Annotated in this window: 18 protein-coding genes and 2 pseudogenes; 11 read left to right on the top strand and 9 right to left on the bottom strand. The window is 70.7% G+C overall.

Going from position 1 to position 20,856, the window contains the following annotated elements; translation table 11 throughout:
* Nucleotides 1-42 precede the first annotated feature (42 nt).
* Entirely contained in the window at nt 43-675 is a 633-nt protein-coding gene (locus tag IEY95_RS13475) for a hypothetical protein (RefSeq protein WP_189186222.1), read from the top strand.
* 181 nt (nt 676-856) lie between these two features.
* Here the strand turns inward: IEY95_RS13475 and IEY95_RS13470 are convergent, their stop codons facing one another.
* The 4 genes from IEY95_RS13470 to IEY95_RS13455 all read right to left on the bottom strand — a co-directional run bounded on the left by IEY95_RS13470 (nt 857) and on the right by IEY95_RS13455 (nt 6,746).
* On the bottom strand, nt 857-1,837 hold the full coding sequence (locus IEY95_RS13470; RefSeq protein ID WP_189186221.1) for an EamA family transporter: 981 nt from the start codon (nt 1,835-1,837) through the stop codon (nt 857-859).
* 140 nt (nt 1,838-1,977) lie between these two features.
* Complete coding sequence (locus tag IEY95_RS13465; protein ID WP_189186220.1) at nt 1,978-2,250, bottom strand: hypothetical protein; 273 nt, start codon at nt 2,248-2,250, stop codon at nt 1,978-1,980.
* 30 nt (nt 2,251-2,280) lie between these two features.
* Complete coding sequence (locus IEY95_RS13460; RefSeq protein ID WP_189186219.1) at nt 2,281-3,432, bottom strand: lipid II:glycine glycyltransferase FemX; 1,152 nt, start codon at nt 3,430-3,432, stop codon at nt 2,281-2,283.
* Between the two features lie 260 nt (nt 3,433-3,692).
* Entirely contained in the window at nt 3,693-6,746 is a 3,054-nt protein-coding gene (locus tag IEY95_RS13455) for an FAD-binding and (Fe-S)-binding domain-containing protein (protein ID WP_189186218.1), read from the bottom strand.
* Nucleotides 6,747-7,447: 701 nt separating this feature from the next.
* Here IEY95_RS13455 and IEY95_RS13450 point away from each other — a divergent pair.
* From IEY95_RS13450 to serC, 3 genes and pseudogenes are all read left to right on the top strand, one after another.
* Nucleotides 7,448-8,029 (top strand): annotated as a pseudogene (locus IEY95_RS13450) (cytochrome P450 family protein); the annotation flags it as partial.
* Nucleotides 8,026-9,234 carry a cytochrome P450 family protein gene (locus IEY95_RS13445; RefSeq protein WP_189186217.1) on the top strand — a complete coding sequence of 403 codons (1,209 nt, stop codon included), beginning with the start codon at nt 8,026-8,028 and terminating at the stop codon, nt 9,232-9,234. The pseudogene IEY95_RS13450 and the gene IEY95_RS13445, both read left to right, overlap by 4 nt.
* A gap of 231 nt (nt 9,235-9,465) precedes the next feature.
* Entirely contained in the window at nt 9,466-10,584 is a 1,119-nt protein-coding gene (gene serC, locus IEY95_RS13440) for a phosphoserine transaminase (protein ID WP_189186216.1), read from the top strand.
* Nucleotides 10,585-10,765: 181 nt separating this feature from the next.
* Here the strand turns inward: serC and IEY95_RS13435 are convergent, their stop codons facing one another.
* Nucleotides 10,766-11,740, bottom strand: coding sequence for a WD40 repeat domain-containing protein (locus IEY95_RS13435; protein ID WP_189186215.1), 975 nt, complete (start codon nt 11,738-11,740; stop codon nt 10,766-10,768).
* A 275-nt stretch (nt 11,741-12,015) separates the two neighbouring features.
* On the opposite strand from IEY95_RS13435, the gene IEY95_RS13430 reads away from it, so the two are divergent.
* The 5 genes and pseudogenes from IEY95_RS13430 (at nt 12,016) to IEY95_RS13415 (ending at nt 15,733) form a co-directional block, all read left to right on the top strand.
* Complete coding sequence (locus tag IEY95_RS13430; protein WP_189186214.1) at nt 12,016-12,699, top strand: SGNH/GDSL hydrolase family protein; 684 nt, start codon at nt 12,016-12,018, stop codon at nt 12,697-12,699.
* A gap of 130 nt (nt 12,700-12,829) precedes the next feature.
* A pseudogene (locus tag IEY95_RS48910) lies at nt 12,830-13,005 on the top strand (Uma2 family endonuclease); the annotation flags it as partial.
* A 39-nt stretch (nt 13,006-13,044) separates the two neighbouring features.
* The gene (locus IEY95_RS13425) at nt 13,045-13,653 is read left to right on the top strand and encodes a GNAT family N-acetyltransferase (protein ID WP_189186213.1); all 609 of its coding nucleotides are present in this window, start codon (nt 13,045-13,047) and stop codon (nt 13,651-13,653) included.
* Nucleotides 13,654-13,810: 157 nt separating this feature from the next.
* On the top strand, nt 13,811-14,398 hold the full coding sequence (locus IEY95_RS13420; protein WP_189186212.1) for a Uma2 family endonuclease: 588 nt from the start codon (nt 13,811-13,813) through the stop codon (nt 14,396-14,398).
* Nucleotides 14,399-14,740: 342 nt separating this feature from the next.
* The gene (locus IEY95_RS13415; protein WP_189186211.1) at nt 14,741-15,733 is read left to right on the top strand and encodes an aldo/keto reductase; all 993 of its coding nucleotides are present in this window, start codon (nt 14,741-14,743) and stop codon (nt 15,731-15,733) included.
* Between the two features lie 133 nt (nt 15,734-15,866).
* Here the strand turns inward: IEY95_RS13415 and thpR are convergent, their stop codons facing one another.
* The 3 genes from thpR to IEY95_RS13400 form a co-directional block, all read right to left on the bottom strand.
* Nucleotides 15,867-16,436 carry an RNA 2',3'-cyclic phosphodiesterase gene (gene thpR / locus IEY95_RS13410; RefSeq protein ID WP_189186210.1) on the bottom strand — a complete coding sequence of 190 codons (570 nt, stop codon included), beginning with the start codon at nt 16,434-16,436 and terminating at the stop codon, nt 15,867-15,869.
* A gap of 79 nt (nt 16,437-16,515) precedes the next feature.
* On the bottom strand, nt 16,516-17,892 hold the full coding sequence (locus tag IEY95_RS13405) for an MFS transporter (RefSeq protein ID WP_189186209.1): 1,377 nt from the start codon (nt 17,890-17,892) through the stop codon (nt 16,516-16,518).
* A 102-nt stretch (nt 17,893-17,994) separates the two neighbouring features.
* A complete protein-coding gene (locus tag IEY95_RS13400; protein ID WP_189186208.1) occupies nt 17,995-18,432 on the bottom strand; it encodes a MarR family winged helix-turn-helix transcriptional regulator in 438 nt (145 codons plus the stop codon).
* A gap of 143 nt (nt 18,433-18,575) precedes the next feature.
* Between IEY95_RS13400 and IEY95_RS13395 the strand changes: the two genes are divergently transcribed.
* Nucleotides 18,576-18,758, top strand: a complete 183-nt coding sequence (locus tag IEY95_RS13395) for a ribbon-helix-helix protein, CopG family (RefSeq protein WP_189186207.1) — start codon at nt 18,576-18,578, stop codon at nt 18,756-18,758.
* Nucleotides 18,759-18,774: 16 nt separating this feature from the next.
* Here the strand turns inward: IEY95_RS13395 and IEY95_RS13390 are convergent, their stop codons facing one another.
* Nucleotides 18,775-20,226, bottom strand: a complete 1,452-nt coding sequence (locus IEY95_RS13390) for an NCS2 family permease (RefSeq protein ID WP_189186206.1) — start codon at nt 20,224-20,226, stop codon at nt 18,775-18,777.
* A gap of 312 nt (nt 20,227-20,538) precedes the next feature.
* Here IEY95_RS13390 and IEY95_RS13385 point away from each other — a divergent pair, with 312 nt between their 5' ends.
* Nucleotides 20,539-20,817, top strand: a complete 279-nt coding sequence (locus tag IEY95_RS13385; RefSeq protein ID WP_189186205.1) for a DUF2530 domain-containing protein — start codon at nt 20,539-20,541, stop codon at nt 20,815-20,817.
* Nucleotides 20,818-20,856: the final 39 nt, after the last annotated feature.

The raw sequence follows: 20,856 nt of genomic DNA, 5'->3' as shown, positions 1-20,856 counted from the left end.
CGACTTCGCCATGCACAGATCACCCCGCTAGGCTCTGCCGCCATGTTTCCCCCTCCGCCGCCCCACCCCGGCCCCGACGCCGCCGTCTACCGCTTCGGAATGCGTCGGCTCCGGACCGGGCTGCCGGGCACGCTGATCGCACTCCTCCTCGCACCGCTCCCGCTCGTCGTCACGGCGGGCAAGGGCGGGGCGGGGGTCGGGCAGTGGGTCTTCGCCGGAGTGTGGCTGTTGCTCTGGGGCGGGCTCGGGGCGCTGATGACGTACGCGCTGTGGGCGGGGCGCGGGACGCTGCTCGCCTTCGACGCGTACGGAGTGTGGTGGCGGCACAGCCGCGAGCGGCAGACGGTGGTGCCGTGGCAGTCACTCGCCGGGGTCGGGCTGTACTGGGCGCACAAGGGCAACGCCAAGGCCGGCCAGAAGGTGATGAGCCTCGAGCTGTGCCCGTACGGCGTTGTCGACGCGTCCGACCCGCTGCTCAAGCCGCTCGTCGTGCGGGACGAGCCGCTGCGCCCCGGCCTGCCGGACCGCCGCTACCGGATCGGAATCCCGATGTACGCCAGCCGCCAGTGGGGGCGCGAACTCGCCCAGGCCGCCTACGAGCGGGCACCGCAGCTGTGGTTCGGCGAACACGAGCGGCCGTACGGCTATATGCGGCCGTTGCAGCGCATGAGCTGAGCGGGCGCGAATCGAGCCGGGGCCGGTGGGCCGGGTCGGCTCGGCCGTGGGCCGGACGGTCAGTCCGCTCGGCTCGGGCGTGGCCTGTCCATCGGCTCTGCTCAGCTCGCAGGCCGGACAGCCGACGCGACGCAGCTCGCGGGCCGGACAGTCGGCACGGCTCGGCTCGGCCGTGGGCCGGTCAGCCGCCGGTCCCCAACTCCCCTTCCAAGCCCTTGGCCTTCCCTCGCCCCACCTGGGTCCGCACCGCCCCCATGCTCGCCGCGATGACCAGGGCGATCGCCAGGGCCTCGGTGGCCGACAGAGCCTGGTTCAGGACGAGGAAACCGGCGGTGGCGGCGACGGCCGGTTCGAGGCTCATCAGGATGGCGAAGGTGGAGGCGGGCAGGCGGCGCAGGGCGAGGAGTTCGAGGGTGTACGGGAGGACCGAGGACAGGACGGCCACCGCGGCGCCCAGCGCGACCGTGGCCGGCACGACGAGCTTCGAACCGGACTCGACGATCCCCAAGGGCAGGAACGCCACCGCCGCGACGGCCATGGCGAGGGCGAGTCCGTCGGCCTGGGGGAAGCGTCGCCCCGTACGCGCGCTGAAGATGATGTACGCCGCCCACATGGCGCCGGCACCCAGGGCAAAGGCGACACCCGTGGGGTCGAGGCTGCTGAAGCCTCCGCCGCCGAGCAGGAAGACGCCGCAGACGGCGAGGCCGGCCCAGATCAGGTTCACGGCGCGGCGGGACGCGAGGACGGAGAGCGCGAGCGGGCCGAGCACTTCGAGCGTGACCGCGGGGCCCAGCGGGATGCGGGCAACCGCCTGGTAGAAGAGGCCGTTCATCGCGGCCATCGTCACGCCGAAGACGACGACCGTGCCCCAGTCGGCGCGTGAGTGCCCGCGCACCTTGGGGCGGCACACAGCGAGCAGCACGATCGCGGCCAACAGCAGCCGCAGCGTCACCACCCCGAGGGCGCCGACCCGTGGCATCAGCGTCACCGCGAGGGCGCCGCCGAACTGCACGGAGATGCCTCCGGCGAGGACCAGTCCCAGGGGTCCGAGGGAGCCCCGTCGGCGCGGGCCGCCCGCCGCGGGTACGCCCGCCGTGGGCACCGATGCCGTAGCGGGGGCGGCAGGGGCCGGGGAGGACGGGGCGGCGCTGGGGGTGTTCACGGGGCCTTCCAGGGAATCGACTCAGGGTTTCGTTCATCGTGGTGTACCTCTGAGTCCAGGGTAATGGACTCCGTCAGGTGTGTGAACCCGTTGCGCAACTGTCCGGGGCGCTCGGGGTGGAGAGGTGTCGGTGCGGGCCGTCAGGCACCTGTCCAGGGCGCCTCGTCGCGGAAGAGGGGGCGGCCGTCGGAGAGGTGGTCGGGAGCGGCCCCCGGCAGGTAATGGCCCGGAACGGGTCCGGAGAAGTGGGCGCCGGTCTCGACTGCCGGGAGGGTGCCGGCGTACGGGTACCAGCCGTCAGCGAGGGAGTCGGGAGCGCCGTCCGCGAGGGAGTCGGAAGCGCCGTCGGCCGGGTGGCGGCCCGGCCAGGCCACCGCGGCGCCATAGGCGTACATCGGATCCCCAGCGGGCACTCCGACCGGAGCCTCCCTCGCGCGCGAACGTCAGCGGCGGGCCATGTACACGTCCAGCGCCTTGTGCAGCAGGCGGTTGAGCGGGAAGTCCCACTCGCCGAGGTACTCGACGGCCTCGCCGCCCGCGCCCGCCTTGAAACGGAGCAGGCCCAGCAGGTGGTTGGACTCCTCCAGCGTGTCGGTGATGCCGCGGAAGTCGTAGACGGCGGCGCCGAGTTCGTGGGCGTCGGCCATCATGCGCCACTGGACGGCGTTGTTGGGCTGGACCTCACGCTTGCGACTGGTGGAGGCGCCGTAGGAGTACCAGACATGGCTGCCGACAGTGAGCATCGTGGCCGCCGCGAGGACGTCGCCGTCGTGGTGGGCGAGGTAGAGCCGCATGCGGTCGGGGTCCTCGGCCGTCAGCGCGGTCCACATACGCTGGAAGTACGGCAGCGGGCGCGGGATGAAACGGTCGCGTTCGGCGGTCTCGGCGTACAGCTCGTAGAAGGCGGGCAGATCGTCGTGGCCGCCCCGCACCACCTTCACACCGGCCTTCTCGGCCTTCTTGATGTTGCGCCGCCACTGCTGGTTGAGCCCACGCCGGATCTCGTCCAACGACCGGCCGGCGAACGGCACTTGGAAGACGTATCGCGGCTGTCCGGCCGCGAAGCCGTCCTCGCCGCCCGGCTCGGTCCGCCGCCAGCCCATGCGGCGCAGCCGCTCCGCGACCCCGACGGCGTCCGGCTCGTACGTCGTGGCCTCCACGTCCCCCAGCCGCCGCGCCGCCGGATCGGCGATCGCCGCCTTGACCGCGTCCGCGCTCCATCGGCGTACGACGACGGGCGGCCCCATCTTCACCGAGAACGCGCCCCGCGTCTTGAGGTACGCCAGCATCGGTTCGAGCCAGCGCTCGGCGAGGTCCGCCGCGTGCCAGTCGATGACCGGTCCCTCGGGCAGATACGCGAGGTACCGCTTCACCTTCGGCAGCGGGCGCAGCAGCACCAGCCCGACGCCGACCAGTCGCCCGCCTCCGCCCGCGCCATGGCCATCACCGCCGTCGTCGAACCATCCCAGGCTCTCTGCCCGCCAGTCCGGTTTCACATCGCCCCACGACGGCACCTGCATGTGGCTGGCCGCGGGCCGCGTCCTGACGAACGCGAGGTGTTCTTCACGGGTGATCGCCTGAAGACGGAGACTCATGCTCGCTGCTCCTCGGGGTTCTGAGGGTTCTGAGAGGTCTGAGAGGTCTGACGGTTCTGGGGGATCTGAGGGATCTGAGGGTTCTGGGGGGTCTGAGGGGTCTCGGGGTTGCTCTGGAGTCCGTGGCTCCGTGGCTCCGTGGCTCCGTGGCTCCGTGGATCCATGACTCCGGGGCTCCGTGGGCCGACAGCTCCGTGGGCCGACAGCTCCGTGGATCCGTGCGTCCGGAGGTCCTCGGCTCGGTGGACCTGCCAGCGTACTTACGGGTGTCCCTCCGGCAGCGCCTCCGCCAGTACCTCGGCGAGGTGACGCCCCCTCCGCCCCGCCAGCTGCTCCAGTTGGGTGCGGCAGGAGAAGCCGTCCGCCAGGATCACCGCGTCGTCGGTGGCCGCGCGGACGGCTGGGAGCAGTTGCTCCTCCGCGCAGGCCCTCGACACCTCGTAGTGGCCCTTCTCGAAGCCGAAGTTGCCCGCGAGGCCGCAGCAGCCGCCCGTGAGGGTTCCGGTCAGGCCCGCCGCCTCGCGCAGCCGGCGGTCGGCGGCGTCGCCGAGCACCGCGTGCTGGTGGCAGTGGGTCTGACCGACGGCCGGGCGGTCCAGACGGGGCGGGGTCCAGTGCGGGGCATGGCGTTCCAGCGCCTCGGCGAAGGTCAGCACTGCCGCGGCCAGACGCGCCGCCCGGGGGTCGTCGGGCAGCAGCTCCGGGAGGTCGGTGCGCAGCGCGGCGGCGCAGCTCGGTTCCAGGACGACAACCGAGGTGTCGTCCATCAGCAGATATGGCCCCATCAGGTCCAGCGTGCGGCGCAGCACGGCGCGGGCGCGGTCGAGCTGGCCGGTCGAGACGTACGTCAGTCCGCAGCAGACGCGTTGGCGGCGCGACAGCAGCGTGTTGAAGGCGATCGGCCGCAGCGGCACCCCGTCCCCGATGGGGCCGTGCAACTTCCCGTCCCCGACCGGCGCCTCATCCGACGCGCCCTCCGCCAGGTATGCGGCCAGTCCCTCCAGCGCCGGCCCGAACCTCATCCGGATCGTCGGCGGCAGCATCACCGTCAGCCCCGCCGCCTCCAGGACCCGTACGGCCGCCTTGCCGACGGACGGAGACAGGTACTCGGTGAAGGTGTCCGGCCACAGCACGACGGCGTCCCCTCCGAGCCCCGGGAACGCCCCCCGCTGCCCGCGCCGCGCATCCCGCACGAACGCCCGCGCCCGCTCCTTGAACCGCCGCCTCCACCACCCGCTGAACGTCTCCCGCGCCACCCGCGGAATCTCCCGCTCGGGCGCGATCCCGCCCAGCCGCTTGGCCAGGGCGGCCAACGGACGCACCGACGCGAGGGCGTTGACCAGCCGGGCCGAGTGCGTCCGGGTCACCGCCGCCAGCCAGACCGGCAGCCACCCCATCGCGTAGTGCGCGGCCGGGCGACGTCGCCCCTCGTAGTGGTGGTGGAGGAACTCCGCCTTGTACGTGGCCATGTCGACGCCGACCGGGCAGTCCGACTTGCACCCCTTGCAGGAGAGACACAGGTCCAGCGCGTCACGGACCTCGGTGGACCGCCAGCCGTCCGTCACGACCTCGCCCGCGAGCATCTCGTGCAGCAGCCGGGCCCGCCCGCGCGTGGAGTGCTCCTCCTCGCCGGTCGCCCGGAAGGAAGGACACATGACACCCGTGCCCGCCGACATGGGAGCACGGCACTTGGCGACCCCCACACATCTGCGCACCGCCGCCGAGAAGTCCCCGCCGTCCGCCGGATAGCCGAACACCACGTCCACCGGCTTCCGCGGGAGCACCGCGAACCGCAGGTTCTCGTCCAGCCGGTGGGGGCGTACGAGCATCCCGGGGTTGAGGAGGTCGTCCGGGTCCCAGATGCCCTTGGCCCGCTCGAAGAGGCCCACCATCTCGGCGCCGTACATCGTGGGGAGCAGCTCCGCGCGTGCCTGCCCGTCCCCGTGCTCGCCGGACAGGGAGCCGCCGTGCGACACGACCAGGGCCGCGAGTTCCTCGGAGAAGCGCCGGAAGCGGGCCACACCTTCGGAACTCATCAGGTCGAAGTCGATGCGCACGTGGATGCAGCCGTCGCCGAAGTGCCCGTACGGCGTGCCGCGCAGGCCGTGGGCGGACAGCAGGCCTCTGAAGTCGCGGAGATACCCGCCCAGCCGGGCGGGCGGCACCGCGCAGTCCTCCCAGCCGGGCCAGGCCTCGCTGCCGTCCGGCATCCGGGTCGCCGTACCGCTCGCGTCCTCGCGGATGCGCCACAGGGCGCGCTGCCCTGCCGGATCGGTGACCACGAGGGCGTCCGTGACGTCCGCCGCGCGCACGATCGTGTCCGCACGCGCGCGTGCCTCCGCCTCCGACGCGCCGCCCGTCTCCACGAACAGCCAGGCACCGCCCCGCGGCAGCCCCGCGCCGGCCGGCACGAGATCCGCGGCCATCCCCTCCACCGTGAGCGGCCTGTGCGGCAGCAGCCCCGCGGCCGCCTCCGCCGCCGCGCTCTCGTCCGGGTAGGCCAGCACGGCCAGTGCCCGCGCGTGCGGCGCCTCCACCAGTCCTACGACCGCCTCGGTCAGCACCCCCCAGGTGCCCTCGGAGCCGCAGAAGGCGCGGGCGACGTCCGCGCCCTTCTCGGGCAGGAGGGCATCCAGCGCGTACCCGGAAATACGGCGCGGGAGGTCCGGGAAGCCGGTGCGCAGGCGCGCCAACTCGCCCTCCACCAGGGCCCGGAGGCCATCGGGGGCACCGGCCCAGTCCTGGCCGAGGCGCACGGCGGCCCCATGACCGGTGACCACCGACAGCTCCCGCACGCTGTCCGCCGTCGTGCCCCAGGCCACCGAGTGGGAACCGCACGAGTTGTTGCCGATCATCCCGCCGAGGGTGCAGCGGCTGTGGGTCGAGGGGTCGGGGCCGAAGCGCAGGCCGTGCGGGGCGGCGGCGTCCTGGAGGCGGTCCAGTACGACACCGGGCTGGACCACGGCCGTACGGGCCCCCGGGTCGAGCGACACGATCCGGTTCATATGGCGTGTGAAGTCCAGGACGATGCCCGTGCCCGTGGCCTGCCCGGCGATCGACGTGCCGCCGCCGCGCGGCACCACCGGCACGCCGTGCGCGCGGCACACGGCGAGGGCCGCCGCCACGTCGTCGGCGTCGCGCGGGGAGACGACGCCGAGTGGGACGCGCCGGTAGTTGGACGCGTCCATGGTGGTCAGCGCCCGCGCGGTCGCGTCGAAGGCGACCTCACCGCGCACCGCCCGCTCCAGCCCGGTCCGCAGCCCCGCGAGATCGGCCGCCGACGCCGGTGTGCCCTGCTCCCCGAGATCCGTCATGTCTCCAGGATGCCGCCGGGCTCCGACAGTGACCGTCAGCCGCGCACCCCGAATCGCGAACGGATCGCAGACAGATTGCGAACGGATCGCAGACGGATCGCGGCCCGATCACGTTCGATCATGCAACCGCTTCCAGAAGCTTCCCAATTCGATCACGAACTCCCATATAGTGACGGCGAGTTGAGCATCAGGCCCGACTGGTCGAGGAGTTCAACCAGGAGCGGTCCCGGCTGGCCGACGACGCCGCACGAGAGCGGGCCCGCCTGACCGAGGCGGCGGCCCGGGAACGCGTGCGTCTGACCGAGGCGGCCGCCCAGGAACGCGCGCGCCTCACCGAGGAGTTCGCGGCCGAGCGGCAGCAGCTCACCGGCGAACGCACTCGCCTCGCCGAGGAGAACGCCCGGCTGGCCGAGCGCGCCCGGCAGGCCACGAGCGAACGCGCCGCCGCGATCTCGGCGACCGCCAACGCCGCGGGCCGCATGCAGGCGCTGGCCACCGGCATGCTCGCCGACCTGCGCGCCATGGAGGAGCGGCACTCCGACGAGGAGGTCCTCGCCGACCTCCTCCACCTCGACCACCGCATCGCGCAGGCGGGCCGCCTCGCCGACTCCGTCGCCGTCCTGGGTCGCTCGCAAGAACCCGGTCGTTCGCAAGAACCGGGGCATGCGCCGGGGCATACGCAGGAACCGGGACATGCCCCGGACGGCGGCGGCTTCACCGACGAAGAGGTGATGCAGGACCTGATGGTCATGATGGCCGCGGGGCACCAGCCGACCGCCGACTGGATCGGCAACTCGCTGCGCCTGATGCTGACGGACGAGCGGTTCGCGGCGTCGCTGTTCGGCGGCCGGCACAGGTTGGCCGAGGCCATGAACGAGGTCCTGTGGGAGGACACCCCCACCCAGAACGTGGCGGGGCGCTGGGCCTCCCGCGACACCCAGCTCGGCGGCCGCCGCGTCCGCGCCGGCGACCTGCTGCTGCTCGGCCTCCAGGGCGCCAACTCCGATCCCCAGGTCCGCACCGACGGCTCCGCCCTCACCGGTGGCAACAACGCCCACTTCTCCTTCGGCCACGGGGAGCACCGCTGCCCGTTCCCGGCCCAGGAGGTCGCGGAGGTGATCGCGCGGACGGGGATCGAGGTCGTACTGGACCGGCTGCCGGACATCGACCTGGCCGTACCCGCCGAGTCGCTGACGCGGCGGCCGTCCCCGTGGCTGCGGGGCCTGACCGAACTCCCCGTGAGATTCACGCCCACTCCCGCTCTCGGAGGCCCTGCCGCATGACCACTCGTATCGCCCTGGACCCCTTCGTCACCGGCCTGGAGGGCGAGAGCGCGGCACTGCGCGCCGCGGGCCCGCTCGCAGCCGTCGAACTGCCGGGCGGCGTCCCCGTATGGGCGGTCACCCGCCACGCCGAGGCCCGCGCCCTGCTCACGGACCCCCGGCTGGTGAAGGACATCAACGTCTGGGGTGCCTGGCAGCGCGGCGAGATACCCCCCGACTGGCCGCTGATCGGGCTCGCCAACCCGGGCCGCTCCATACTCACGGTGGACGGCGCGGACCACCGGCGCATGCGCACGCTGGTCGCCCAGGCGCTCACCCCGCGCCGGGTGGAGCAGATGCGCGAGCGGATCACCAAGCTGACGGAGGGCCTGCTGGACGGCCTGCCGGAGGCCGGCGAGGTGATCGACCTGAAGGCGGACTTCGCCTACCCCCTCCCCATGTACGTCATCGCCGACCTCATGGGCATCGACGAGTCCCGGCTTCCCCGCCTCAAGGAACTCTTCGAGAAGTTCTTCTCGACGCAGACCCCGCCGGCGGAGGTCATCGCGACGCTGACCGAGCTGTCGGGCATCATGGCGCAGACGGTCGCGGCGAAGCGCGCCGAGCCCGGCGACGACCTCACATCGGCGCTGATCCTGGCCTCCGAGGACGGCGACCACCTCACCGACGAGGAGATCGTCTCCACCCTGCAGCTGATGGTCGCGGCGGGTCACGAGACGACGATCTCGCTGATCGTCAACGCGGTGGTCAACCTCCCCACCCACCCCGGCCAACGCGCCCTCGTTCTCTCCGGCGAGGCCGACTGGGCGTCGGTGATCGAGGAGACCCTCCGCTACTCCACCCCCACCTCCCACGTCCTGATCCGCTTCGCGACGCAGGACGTTCCGGTCGGCGACAAGGTGCTCCCCGCGGGGGACGCCCTGATCGTGTCGTACGGCGCGATCGGCCGTGACGAGCAGGCTCACGGTCCGACCGCCGGCGACTTCGACATCACCCGCACGAGCGAAAACCGGCACATCTCCTTCGGCCACGGCCCGCACGTCTGCCCCGGCGCCGCCCTCTCCCGCCTGGAAGCGGCGGTCGCCCTCCCGGCCCTGTACACCCGCTTCCCGTCCCTCGATCCGGCGATCCCCGCGTCCGAGCTCCGCAACAAGCCGGTGGTGACCCAGAACGACCTGTTCGAACTCCCGGTACGACTGGGCTGAGGTCCGGGTTTTTTCGCCCCCCTCCCCTCCACCCGTCCCCTGCCTGGGGCTCCGCCCCAGGCCCCGCTCGGTTGTTCTGCGGCTGCGGGTGGTGGGGGCTGGTCGCGCAGTTCCCCGCACCCCTGACGGGGCGCACCACTCAGCGCGACACGGGGGGTCTGGGGGCGGAGCCCCGTCTCACCCGACGGACGACGTTTCGCCCAGGTTTCCCGAAACGGCTAGGCTCCGATCGTGGCTGATATCCAGATCCCCGCTGACATCAAGCCCGCCGACGGACGATTCGGCGCGGGCCCCTCCAAGGTGCGTACGGAGGCGCTTGACGCGCTGGCCGCGACCGGTAGCTCTCTGCTCGGTACCTCCCACCGCCAGGCCCCGGTGAAGAACCTGGTCGGCAAGGTCCGCGACGGCGTACGCGAGCTGTTCTCGCTCCCCGACGGGTACGAGGTCATCCTCGGCAACGGCGGCTCCACCGCGTTCTGGGACATCGCGACCCACGGCCTGATCGAGAACAAGTCGCAGCACCTCAGCTTCGGCGAGTTCAGCTCCAAGTTCGCCAAGGCCGCCAAGCTCGCCCCCTGGCTGGCCGAGCCGACCGTGATCGCGAGCGACCCCGGCACCCACCCGGAGCCCCTGGCCGAGGCGGGCGTCGACGTCTACGCCTTCACCCACAACGAGACCTCCACCGGTGTCGCCGCCCCCATCAAGCGGGTCGCGGGCGCCGACGAGGGCGCGCTGGTGCTCGTGGACGCCACGTCCGGCGCCGGCGGCCTCCCGGTCGACATCGCCGAGACCGACGTCTACTACTTCGCCCCGCAGAAGTCCTTCGCCTCCGACGGTGGCCTGTGGATCGGCGTCTTCTCCCCGGCCGCGATCGAGCGCGCCGAGCGGATCCACGCGTCCGGCCGCCACGTCCCGGAGTTCTTCAGCCTTCCCACGGCGATCGACAACTCCCGCAAGAACCAGACGTACAACACCCCGGCCCTCGCCACCCTCTTCCTCCTCAACGAGCAGCTGGAGTGGATCAACGGCCAGGGCGGCCTCGCCTGGTCCACGGCCCGCACGAAGGACTCCTCGACCCGCCTCTACACCTGGGCCGAGGACTCCAAGTACGCCACGCCGTTCGTCGCCGACCCGGCCAAGCGCTCGCAGGTCATCGGCACGATCGACTTCGCCGACGAGATCGATGCCGCCGCCGTCGCCAAGGCCCTCCGCGCCAACGGCATCGTCGACACCGAGCCCTATCGCAAGCTCGGCCGCAACCAGCTCCGCATCGCGATGTTCCCGGCGATCGACCCGGCGGACGTCGAGGCCCTGACGAAGTGCGTCGACTACGTGATCGAGAAGCTGTAACCGTTCGTACGAGGATGGGGGCGCCCGGCACTCGCCGGGCGCCCCTCTCTCATGTCGCCGTGCAGGAAACCGCGGGTACGGCACCGCCCCCGGGCGCTCCCCCGAACCCGAAACCCGCCGAACCGCCCACCGCGACCGCGCCGTTGTGATCGGCGTCGGCGAGTACGTGAAGTGACGAAAGTCAGCTCCGGCGCAGCAGCCGCTTGAAGCCGATGACGACGGCGAAGGCGGCTGCGACCGCGATGGCGCCGACCTTGAACCCGTCGCTCAGCCCGTCGCCGTTGTCCCCGGAGGCCGAACTGCCGCCCTTCGAAGGCGAGTTGGACCCGGACCCGGGGTACCCGGGCACGCTCTCCGGCTGCACGCCGCTGTCCGCGCCCTCGCTCCCGTACATGAGCTCGGACCCGTCGGGGGTGTAGGTGAGGGACTCGCCCTGCCCCTGCAGGGGGACGTTCAGCCGCCCCTGACGTTTGATCTTCCCGCCGTTCCAGTCGTACGCGATCCCGCCGAAGTACCCGCGTACGGCGAGCTGCTTGCCGTCGGGCGAGAAGGCGCCGTCGGTGGCCCAGAGGTCGATCGTGGCGACGGGCTTGAAGACGTTGGTGCCGGAGGCGGAGAGCTGGGCGGGGCCCTCGTAGAGGTGGCCGCCGTCCTCGTTCTTGTCGACGATGTAGACGCGCCCGGTCTTGGGATGGACCATCAGCGACTCGGCATTGCGCGGCCCGTCCGCGTACTTCACGACGTACTGCGTGGCGCGGATCGTCTGGTCCTTGAGCACCTTCGGCTCGGGCAGCTTGTAGATCCACACGTGGTCCCACTTGCCGCCGAGGTTGTCGCCGATGTCGCCGACGTAGAGGTTGTCGTCCGGGCCGATGGAGATGGCCTCGACATCCCGGGGGGCACCGACCCCGCTCATGGTGATGGTGGCGACGGTCCTGCCCGTCCTGCTGTCGACGGCGTACAAGTACGCCCCGTCGTCGCTGTCGTTGTGGGTCCAGTAGATGCCCGGGTGGGCGTGCGAGGCGGCGAGTCCGCTGGACTCGGTGATCCTGGGGTCCTTGATGGTGAACCCGTTGTCCGCGCTGTCGGCGACGGCCGGCGCCGCCAGGGCGACGACGAGGACGGCTCCGGCGAGAAGCGAAGGCGATCGGCGCATGGCTCCAAGCCTGCCATCTCCGCGGACGGTTCACGCGGTGGCCGCCTGCCGAACTCGCGTGGAAGGCGTCTCGCTCAAAGGCGTGCCTCGCGTGGAAGGCGTCTCGCTCAAAGGCGTGCCTCGCGTGGAAGGCGTCTCGCTCGGAGGCGTGCCTCGCGTGGAAGGCGTCTCGCTCGGAGGCGTGCCTCGCGTGGAGGCGCGTCCCGCACGACGGCGTGTCCAGCCTCACATCCCCACGGCCCGAGACGCCCCCGCTGATCGTCCATGATGAGCGGATGCTCAGGTTCATGCCCGTCGGCGACTCCATGACGATCGGTAGCGCGGGCGAACACACATGGCGTTACCGAATGTGGCAGCACCTGCGCGCGACGTACGGGGGCCCGTTCAAGATCGTCGGCCCGCGCGAGACGCTCTACGACAAGGCGACGGACTCCCCCGACTCGTACGAGTACGCGGAACCGGACTTCCCCCGCGCCCACCTGGCCGGCTGGGGCGAGGGCTGGCTGCACATGGCCCCGCTGATCCGCGAGGCGGTCCGCGCGCAGCGCGCCGACGTCCTGCTGGTCTCCCTCGGCCTCATCGACCTCGGCTTCTACACGAACGCGGCCCAGACGGCGGACAACGCCCGCGCCTTCATCGAGCAGGCCCGCGCCGCGAACCCGCGCATCCGCATGGCCCTGCTCCCGGTGATACCGAACGTCCGCGCCGAGTCCGACGCGCCCTTCGCCGCCGAGGTCGCCGCCTTCAACGAACTCCTCGCCAAGACCGTGGCCGACCTCGACGAACCCCGCTCCCCGCTCCTCCTCGCCTCCCCGCCACCCTCGTACGACATCCACTTCGACACGTACGACGGCACGCACCCGAACGCGAGCGGCGAGCACAAGATCGCGGAGGGGTTCGCGGAGGCGATGTACCAGGCGTGGGACCTGGGCGAGCCCTACGCGGCCGAAACCGTCTGACGATTCCCGGCGTTGCCTGGTCACCGTGCGTACCGTTGTACCGCGCGGCTGCACTCGACCGGGTTGCGGCCGGGGAGGAGCGCCACGATGACCGTCGTAGACGACAGGATCGCCATGGCCGACGCCAACAGCTGAAGTGTCCGTCTATCTCGTCGCAGACCCCTACCAGGGCAAGTGCCACCTCTACACGCGGCCCAAGGACGCGAATACCTCAGCGAGCTCTCCGTCGCCTTCGGCACGGACGTAGACATGACCGCCACTCCCCTCGACCTCACCCTCAAGACCGGTGAGTTCCCCCGGGATTAGGGATATCGTCCGCCGAAAGGCATGTGGCACGATGCCGCGATGATCGCCAACTCCCCCATAACTCCTGTCGTTCCCGCAGGTCGGATGGCCCGGTCCGAGCAACCGGTTCTCGACCTCCCCCACGGCCTGGAGCTGCGCCCATGGCGCCCCGGCGACGCCGACGCCCTGGTGGCCGCGGGCCAGGATCCGGCGATTCGCCAATGGAACCTCCTGTACGTGGAGTCACCGGAGGACGCGCGCAAGAGGATCGCGCGGATGCACGAGCGCTGGCGGAGCGAGCAGGGCGCGATCTGGGCCATCGCACGGTCGGACGACGACAGCGGCGGGGCCATGGGACTCATCGGGTGGAACGACATCGATCTCATCGGCGGCAGCGCCGAGATCGTCTACTGGATCCTGCCCGCGGCCCGCGGCGGCGGTGTCGTGGTCGAGGCCGTGCGGCGCGTCAGCCGGTGGGCCCTGGAGGAGCTTGGGCTGCACCGCCTGCGACTGTGCCACTCGGTGGCGAACCCGGCATCCTGCCGAGTGGCGGCCAAGGCCGGCTACTCCCTCGAAGGCACCATGCGCGGCGCCCTGCTCCACGCGGACGGCTGGCACGACCAGCACCTGCACGCCCTCGTCCAGGGGGACGCCTTGGGCGCGGGGTGAGGTGGGACCTGCGACCTGGGGCCTGGGCCCTGGGACCTGGGCGAGCCGTACCCGGCCGAAACCGCCCGACTGATTCCCGGCGTTGCCTGGTCACCGTGCGTAGCGTTGTACCGCGCGGCTGCACTCGACCAGGTGGCAGCCGAGGAGGAGCGCCACGATGACCGTCCTTGAAGACAGGATCGAGATGGCCGACGACAGCGGCGAGCTGACTCTGGACGTCATGTTCGAGTGGCTCGAGAAGATGCCCATCCCCGAGGGAACCAAGGTCGAGATCGTCGGGGGGAACATCTTCATGTCACCGCAGCGGCAAACCCACTGGGAGATCATCCTCGACATCGTGGAGCAACTGCGCGCCAAGTACCCGCGCAAGCGGCTGGCATCGAACGTACGGATCGACTTCCCCGGACACCTGAACGGCTTCGCCTGCGACGTGGCAGCGATGACCGATCGATCGGTCAAGGACAGCAAGGGCCGATGGCGCTACCAGGACGTCGAGTTCGTGGCCGAGGTCATCTCCAAGGACACCGCCGCCAATGACTACGGCCCCAAGAAGCTCACGTATGCCCTCGCCGAAGTCGCCGTCTACCTCATCGTCGACCCCTACCAGGGCAGGTGCCGCCTGTTCACTCGGCCCAAGGACGGCGACTATGCGACCGAGACGAAGATCGCCTTCGGCGACATCGTGGACCTCACCGACACGGTGGTCGGCCTCACCCTCAAGACCGACGGGTTCCCCCGCGACTAGGGGGTTTCTGATGGATCTCCGCGGCGTCGCGACGCCCGGCACGCTCCCCCACTGCCTTAAGGGCGTGGGAGGTGCCCCCACTCGCCGCACCGGACAAAAGCCCTAGTAGCTCCTCCCCCACGCTCGGCTTCGCTCGCGCGGGGGGACCCCCATCGAGGACTTCCGCCCGGCACGCCGCGAGGGGGGACGCGTCGACCCACGACTACAAAGCCAAACCGCCGCCTCCGGCAACGAACAGGAAGCGGGCGGCCCCACGGTCACTTCACGACCTCGCCCACCCGACCCGCCACGAGGGCGAACGCCCTTGCCTAGAGCGCACTCCACGTCGTTGGCTAAGGACTCATGAAGTACACGCAGCTCGGACGCACGGGACTGAAGGTCAGCCGGCTCGTCCTCGGCACCATGAACTTCGGTCCGCAGACCGATGAGGCCGACAGCCACGCCATCATGGACGCGGCGCTGGACTCGGGGATCAACTACGTCGACACCGCGAACGTGTATGGCTGGGGCGAGAACAAGGGCCGTACGGAATCGATCATCGGAAGCTGGTTCGCCCAGGGCGGCGAGCGGCGCGACAAGGTGGTCCTCGCCACCAAGGTGTACGGGAACATGGCGGCCGACGGCGACCCGTGGCCCAACCACGACAAACTCTCCGCGCTCAACATCCGGCGGGCGGTCGACGCCAGTCTCAAGCGGCTCCGGACCGACTACATCGACATCTACCAGTTCCACCACATCGACCGCGCGACTCCCTTCGAGGAGATCTGGCAGGCGATCGACGTGCTGGTCCAGCAGGGGAAGATCCTCTACGTGGGATCCAGCAACTTCCCCGGGTACAAGATCGCCCAGGCCAATGAGATCGCCGCGCGGCGCAACGGCACGATCGGCCTCGTCAGCGAACAGTGCCTCTACAACCTCGCCGAGCGGCGCGCCGAGATGGAGGTCATCCCGGCCGCGCAGGAGTACGGGCTCGGGGTCATCCCGTGGTCGCCGCTGCACGGCGGTCTCCTCGGCGGCGTGATCAAGAAGGAGGTCGAGGGCGGGCGCCGGGCGAGCGGCCGGGCCGCCGACTCCCTCGCCAACACCACCATCCGCGCGCAGATCCAGGCGTACGAGGATCTGCTCGACAAGCACGGCCTGGAGCCCGGCGAGGCCGCGCTGGCCTGGCTGCTGACCCGGCCCGGTGTCACCGGGCCCATCGTCGGCCCGCGCACCGCGGAGCAGCTGGAGTCCGCGCTGCGCGCCGTCGACCTGGAGCTGTCGGAGGAGGTCCTGGCCTCTCTGGACGAGATCTTCCCGGGTCCTGGGCCGTCGCCGGAGGCCTTCGCCTGGTAGCCCGCGAGGGCATGCCGCAGCGGGCGGTGGCGGGATGTTACCTGACCGCCGCCGCCAGCGCCACCACGACGAACATCAGCACGAGCACACCGGCCATGATCCGGTTACGGGTCTTCGGGTCCACGCATCGAGCCTAACCGGCCGCCCCCAGCGTCCAGCGGGCGACCGCCTCATAACGGGGCTGCTCCCCGGGTACCCCCGACTTCGGCAGCCGGCTGCGGACGAGGCACAGCTCCCCCACCGTCCACTCCTGCCCTTCGAAGTCGCCCAACGCGGTGACGTATGCCCCGAAGTGCGCGGAACCGCGGCTGCGGGCCACGGTCAGATGCGGATGGTACGGGCGGTGCTGCCCCATCGGGATGCCCGCCTTGCGCGCCGCCGCCTCCGCCCGGTCGGCCAGCAGCCGCATGGTCTCCAGGTCGCCTGCCACACCCACCCACAGGGCACGCCCGCCGAAGTGGCCGCCGCCGCGCAGGGACACGGGGAAGGGGTCCGTACGGTGGGCCGCGCGCGCCAGCCGTTCCGAGAGGTCCGGGACGATCTCCTCGTCCACCTCTCCGTAGAACGCGAGCGTGAAGTGCCAGCCAGGGCGGCCCGTCCACCGCAACGCCTCGGCCGCCGGCAGCCGCTCCAACTCATCGACCTCCGAGGCGAGTTCACGGATCACACCCTCCGGAGGCAGCACCGCCGCAAAAAGTCTCATGGCGTCACCCTTCCAGGGAATGGATCATCCGGCGACCCCCGCCCGGCACGGAACGCACGCCGTGCGCAGCCGCCCGTCGTCAGGCTGCCGGGGCCAGCTCCTCCTCCCGCTGCTCCTTCGGTACGAAGCGGACGTGCGGGTGGCCGTGGTTCCAGCCGAGGGAGAGGCGGAGGCCGCCGATACGGGCCAGGATCAGGCCGATCGTGGTCGCGGCCGCCAACGAGATCAGGCCGCCGAGGGCGAAGCCGACGCGGGCGCCGTAGGCGTCGGTGATCCAGCCGACGAGGGGTGCCCCCAGTGGCGTACCACCCATGAAGACCATCATGAACAGCGCCATGACCCGACCGCGCATGGCGGGATCGGTGGCCATCTGGACCGAAGTGTTCGCGGTGACGTTGACCGTCAGGCCGAAGATGCCGATCGGGACCATCAGGAGGGAGAAGAGCCAGAGGGAGGGGGCCGCCGACGCCACCACTTCCAGCGCGCCGAAGGCCACCGCCGCCGCGATCAGAACGCGCAGCCGGGCCGTGCCGCGGCGGGCGGCGAGCAGCGCGCCGGCCAGTGAGCCGAGCGCCATCAGCGCGTTGAAGAGGCTGTACGCGCCGGCGCCCGCGTGGAAGATGTCGTCCGCGTATGCCGACAGCCAGACCGGGAAGTTGAAGCCGAAGGTGCCGATGAAGCCGACGAGGACGATCGGCCAGATCAACTCCGGGCGGCGCGCCACGTACTGAAGGCCTTCGCGCAACTGGCCCTTGCCACGCGGCGCCCGCTCGACCACATGGAGTTCACGAGCGCGCATCAGCAGCAGGCCCGCGATGGGCGCCACGAAGGAGAGGCCGTTGAAGAGGAAGGCCCAGCCGGTGCCGACGCCGGTGATCAGCAGCCCCGCCACGGCGGGGCCGACCAGACGGGCCGACTGGAAGTTCGCCGAGTTCAGGCTGACCGCGTTCTGCAGCTGGCCCGGACCGACCATCTCGGAGACGAAGGACTGGCGGGCCGGGTTGTCGACGACCGTGGCGAGACCCACGGCGAAGGCGGCCAGGTAGACGTGCCAGACCTGGACATGGCCGGAGAGGGTGAGGAAGGCGAGCGCCAGGCCGGTGACGGCCATCGCCAGCTGCGTCACGAGCAGCGTGGGCCGCTTGGGGAGGCGGTCGACGAGGACACCGCCGTACAGCCCGAAGAGCAGCATCGGCAGGAACTGCAGCGCGGTGGTGATACCGACCGCGGCGGACGAGCCGGTCAGGCTCAGTACCAGCCAGTCCTGGGCGATGCGCTGCATCCAGGTGCCGGTGTTGGAGACGACCTGGCCGAGGAAGAACAGGCGGTAGTTCCGGATCTTCAGCGAGCTGAACATCGAGGAGGAACGCGTCGCGCGGGGCGAACGGTCGGGAGCGGGCGGGGAGTCGTGGGTGGCTGGTGCGGGGGCGGAGTCTGCTCCGGGTCCCGTACTCAAAAGGGCTCGCCTCCTGGTCAGTCGTTGACGTCGGCGTCATGGGAGGGCGTCGGCGATGGTCGAAACAGGGGAGCGGCCCTCTCGGGAGAGGGCCGCGGGTGGTCACAGATGCGCGAGCTTTTCCAGAACGGGGGCCGCTTCGCGAAGCTTCGCCCATTCGTCGTCGTCGAGGGCCTCGACCAGTCCGGCCAGGAACGCGTTCCGTTTGCGGCGGCTCTCTTCGAGCATCGCCTCTGCCTTGTCGGTCTGCGTGACGACCTTCTGGCGCCGGTCCTCGGGGTGCGGCTCCAGCCTGACCAGACCCTTGGCTTCGAGCAGCGCGACGATGCGCGTCATCGAGGGCGGCTGCACATGCTCCTTGCGGGCGAGCTCGCCCGGCGTGGCGGTGCCGCAGCGGGCCAGGGTGCCGAGCACCGACATCTCGGTGGGGCTCAGCGACTCGTCGACCCGTTGGTGCTTGAGTCGACGCGACAACCGCATCACTGCGGAGCGCAAGGCGTTCACGGCGGCCTCGTCGTCGCCATGGGTGAGGTCAGGCATGTCCTTAGAGTAACTCATTACTCTCCCTAAAGACCACCACAATGCCCGTGAACCGCGCCACCGAACCCCGACATCACTCGTATGAGTGAGCCCGCTCCGGAAAGTGACCCCTCGCCGACCGCGGTCCGGCGACCCTCGACTCCATGGGGACCAGCGTGCTCAGCCTGCGGATGGACGGGGAGCTGCTCAACCGGCTCCGGCATCACGCCGCCAAACGCGGAATGAGCGTCCAGGACTATGTCGTCCAGACGCTCATTCGCGATGACTTCGACGAGCGGTTCCAGACCGCGGTCGAGGAGACGGAGAAGTTCTACGGGGTCACCTGAGACCCCGTACGGCCGCTTACGTCAGACCCAGGGCCGGCATCAGGTAGTAGAAGGCGAACACCGCCGACACCACGTACATCGCGACGGGGATCTCGCGGCCGCGACCGGCGGCCAGGCGCAGCACCACGAAGGTGATGAAGCCCATGCCGATGCCGTTCGTGATCGAGTAGGTGAACGGCATCATCATCATCGTCACGAAGGCCGGGATGGCGATCGTGTAGTCCGCCCAGTCGATCTCCTTGACCGAGTGGGACATGATCAGGAAGCCGACCGCGACGAGCGCGGGCGTGGCGGCCTGGGACGGGACCATCGTGGCGACGGGGGTCAGGAAGAGCGCCACGGCGAAGAGCGCGCCGGTGATGACGTTCGCGAAGCCGGTGCGGGCGCCCTCGCCGACGCCCGCCGTGGACTCCACGAAGCAGGTGGTGGCCGAGGAGGAGGTGGCACCGCCCGCGGCGACCGCGATGCCGTCGACGAACAGGACCTTGTTGATGCCGGGCATGTTGCCCTGCGCGTCGGTCAGCTTGGCCTCGTCGCTGACGCCCATGATCGTGCCCATCGCGTCGAAGAAGCACGACAGCAGCACGGTGAAGACGAAGAGAATGCCGGTCAGCACACCGACCTTGCCGAAGCCGCCGAAGAGGCTGACCTTGCCGACCAGCCCGAAGTCGGGGGTGGCGACCGGGTTGCCGGGCCACTTCGGGGTGGTCAGACCCCAGGACGGGATGGTGGCGACGGCGTTGATGATCACCGCGAGGACGGTCATCGTGACGATCGAGATCAGGATCGCGCCCGGCACCTTGCGCACGATCAGCGCGAGGGTGAGCAGCGTGCCGAGGACGAAGATCAGGACGGGCCAGCCGTTGAGGTGACCGTCGGCGCCGAGCTGGAGCGGGACCGTGGTCTGCGCGATGTCCGGGATGCGCGAGACGAAGCCGGAGTCGACCAGACCGATCAGCATGATGAACAGGCCGATACCGATCGAGATGCCCTTGCGCAGGCCCAGCGGCACCGCGCTCATGACGCGCTCACGCAGGCCGGTGGCGACCAGCAGCATCACGACGAAGCCGGCGAGGACGACCATGCCCATCGCGTCCGGCCACGACATCCGCGGGGCGAGCTGGAGCGCGACGACCGTGTTCACACCCAGGCCCGCCGCCAGCGCGATCGGCACGTTGCCGATGACACCCATGAGGAGCGTGGTGAACGCCGCGGTGAGGGCGGTCGCGGTGACCAGCTGGCCGTTGTCCAGGTGGTGCCCGTACATGTCCTTCGCGCTGCCCAGGATGATCGGGTTCAGCACGATGATGTAGGCCATCGCGAAGAAGGTGGCGAAACCGCCGCGGATCTCGCGCGGGACGCTGGAGCCCCGCTCGGAGATCCTGAAGTAGCGGTCCAGGGCACCCTGCGCGGGGCGGGGCTCCGGCTGCTCCGGCGTGGGGGCCTTGGTGAGGGCCGAGGTGGACATGCGTGACCTCATCGTGCGGGGCCTTGCGGGGCCGATACGGGCGCCCTGACGATGGGGCCACGCTCGAGCGGAGTCGAGAGCGGGGGAAGGCGCCGGGCTGGGAGCTTGATCGAGTCTGGCCGTTACGCGATCACCAGCGGGTTTCTTCGCTGCTTCCGTTGGTGTTTCGTACGAAGAGAAAGAGCCAGACTCAGACCGTTTCAGTATGAACATATGAGTCCGAAATCGCTATCTCCGCGCGTAGACCGTTGGTACACAAGGGCGCGCACGGGCCCGGCTCGCGCCCGATCCGCGGCCTCGTAAGCTGTGCACATGGCGAAGTGGACCCCCAAGCACGAGGCGCCGGAGCCCCTGGAGGGCCCCGTCGTCGCCACCATCACGGGCGGCACGATCCTCTGGTTCGTCCTCTTCCTGGTGCAGCTGCCGTTCTACGGCTGGTTCGACGACCACGGGCACACCTGGTGGGTGTGGACGTGCCTGGCCGGCGCGGGCCTCGGACTGATCGGCATCTGGTACGTCCGCAAGCGCGACGCCGCCATCAAACGCGCCGCGGCCGCCGGCCCGGACCAGGCCGCCACTGCTGCGGAGTAACCAGCTCCCCCTACACCCAGGGCATCACTCCCCCGCGCC

It is taken from the genome of Streptomyces albiflavescens (genome assembly GCF_014645835.1).
Taxonomy (GTDB): Bacteria; Actinomycetota; Actinomycetes; order Streptomycetales; family Streptomycetaceae; genus Streptomyces; species Streptomyces albiflavescens.
The sequence above is the reverse complement of the archived record's forward strand: the minus strand, read 5'-3'. Positions and strand labels throughout refer to the sequence as shown.

Excerpts from the sequence above, each read along its gene's own strand:
- IEY95_RS13395 (WP_189186207.1), top strand. The coding sequence starts at position 18,576 with ATGGGGACCAGCGTGCTCAGCCTGCGGATGGACGGGGAGCTGCTCAAC.
- IEY95_RS13420 (WP_189186212.1), top strand. The coding sequence starts at position 13,811 with ATGACCGTCCTTGAAGACAGGATCGAGATGGCCGACGACAGCGGCGAG.
- IEY95_RS13435 (WP_189186215.1), bottom strand. The coding sequence starts at position 11,740 with ATGCGCCGATCGCCTTCGCTTCTCGCCGGAGCCGTCCTCGTCGTCGCC.
- IEY95_RS13475 (WP_189186222.1), top strand. The coding sequence starts at position 43 with ATGTTTCCCCCTCCGCCGCCCCACCCCGGCCCCGACGCCGCCGTCTAC.
- IEY95_RS13415 (WP_189186211.1), top strand. The coding sequence starts at position 14,741 with ATGAAGTACACGCAGCTCGGACGCACGGGACTGAAGGTCAGCCGGCTC.
- IEY95_RS13385 (WP_189186205.1), top strand. The coding sequence starts at position 20,539 with ATGGCGAAGTGGACCCCCAAGCACGAGGCGCCGGAGCCCCTGGAGGGC.
- IEY95_RS13430 (WP_189186214.1), top strand. The coding sequence starts at position 12,016 with ATGCTCAGGTTCATGCCCGTCGGCGACTCCATGACGATCGGTAGCGCG.
- IEY95_RS13425 (WP_189186213.1), top strand. The coding sequence starts at position 13,045 with ATGATCGCCAACTCCCCCATAACTCCTGTCGTTCCCGCAGGTCGGATG.
- IEY95_RS13455 (WP_189186218.1), bottom strand. The coding sequence starts at position 6,746 with ATGACGGATCTCGGGGAGCAGGGCACACCGGCGTCGGCGGCCGATCTC.
- IEY95_RS13400 (WP_189186208.1), bottom strand. The coding sequence starts at position 18,432 with ATGCCTGACCTCACCCATGGCGACGACGAGGCCGCCGTGAACGCCTTG.
- IEY95_RS13445 (WP_189186217.1), top strand. The coding sequence starts at position 8,026 with ATGACCACTCGTATCGCCCTGGACCCCTTCGTCACCGGCCTGGAGGGC.
- IEY95_RS13460 (WP_189186219.1), bottom strand. The coding sequence starts at position 3,432 with ATGAGTCTCCGTCTTCAGGCGATCACCCGTGAAGAACACCTCGCGTTC.
- IEY95_RS13390 (WP_189186206.1), bottom strand. The coding sequence starts at position 20,226 with ATGTCCACCTCGGCCCTCACCAAGGCCCCCACGCCGGAGCAGCCGGAG.
- thpR (WP_189186210.1), bottom strand. The coding sequence starts at position 16,436 with ATGAGACTTTTTGCGGCGGTGCTGCCTCCGGAGGGTGTGATCCGTGAA.